The 1,085-nt window shown below is 69.1% G+C and carries 2 pseudogenes; both read right to left on the bottom strand.

The annotated features are described in order from the left end of the window. Window positions 1–405: pseudogene (locus AC1DXK_RS31000) on the bottom strand (glycosyltransferase); the annotation flags it as partial. A 412-nt stretch (window positions 406–817) separates the two neighbouring features. Then, a pseudogene (locus tag AC1DXK_RS30995) lies at window positions 818–1,085 on the bottom strand (glucose-1-phosphate thymidylyltransferase RfbA); the annotation flags it as partial.

The following is a 1,085-nucleotide window of genomic DNA, read 5'->3' as shown; positions in this document are numbered from 1 at the left end:
GCGCTCGGCCGCGGCCGTGTCGGGCCGGGGCATGGCCGCGCCCTCACCCGCGCCGGTCCTGCCGCGGCGCGCGAGGAAGTGCAGGAACGGGTTGATGCCGGCCCGGGTGAGATGCGGGTGCCGGGCGAGGTACTCGGCGGTGAAGAAGTCGGGCCGCGGATCGCGGCCCGCGCGCCAGCCGTGCACCAGATAGTCGCGCACCGGATCGGCCGTGATCCCGTACCAGCTCGCGTAGAACTCCGCGTCGACATACGGCGCTAGCGCGGCGATCTGCTCCTCCGCTGTGGCGAGATCGTTGGCCGCCGGTAAGCCGCCGCTCGCCGCGAGCCGGATCAGGGGGTTGCTGCTCGCGCGGACCGATTCCGTGCCCGCCCAGCGATAGTACAGGCCGTAGAGCTTCTTCAAAGCACCGCTCTCACTGCACTGCTCTCTCAGCCTTCCTGCGCCGCCGAACGCGTCCGGCCCTGCCCATCAGGCGCACTCGACCTGTCGGGTCCTCCCGTTCCGCCCCGGACAGGAGACTCCAAGCCATAGCGAGTTCACGGCACACGCTAACGGATACCCAGACCTCAATGCCAGGTGGTTTGGAAACTGCAGCGCGGGAGAGCATACGTCCGCGAGGGTATTGAGGATGGGACGTCGCGACCGACGAGCCTCTTGTCGAGGCCCCTGCCCTATCGGAACGCTCGCGCCGGGTAAATAAGGCGGCCCGGCGTTCGCGAACGGGGCGAGATGGCGGCCGTCCGCCTACCGGCGGCCAACGATCCCGCCATCGCGGAAGAGCAAATCAGGGTGCTTGAGCCGTACTGCCGCCGCGCTACTTGTCCCGGCGCAGGCGCAGATCGTCCTCGCTCTCGCGGGCGAGGCGCAGCAGGTTCTGCCCATAGGAGGTCTTGGCGAACATCTCGCCCCGGGCCACGAGCTGGTCGCGGTTGATGAAGCCCTGGAGGTAGGCGATCTCCTCCAGGCAGGCGACCTGCAGGCCCTGGCGATGCTGGAGGGTGCGGACGAATTCGCTCGCCTCCAGCAGGCTGTCGTGGGTCCCGGTGTCGAGCCACGCGTAGCCGCGCGACATCGCGCGACAT

This window comes from Methylobacterium sp. P3_A11 (assembly GCF_056403155.1).
Note: the sequence above shows the minus strand (reverse complement) of the source record. Positions and strands in the feature narration are given on the sequence as shown.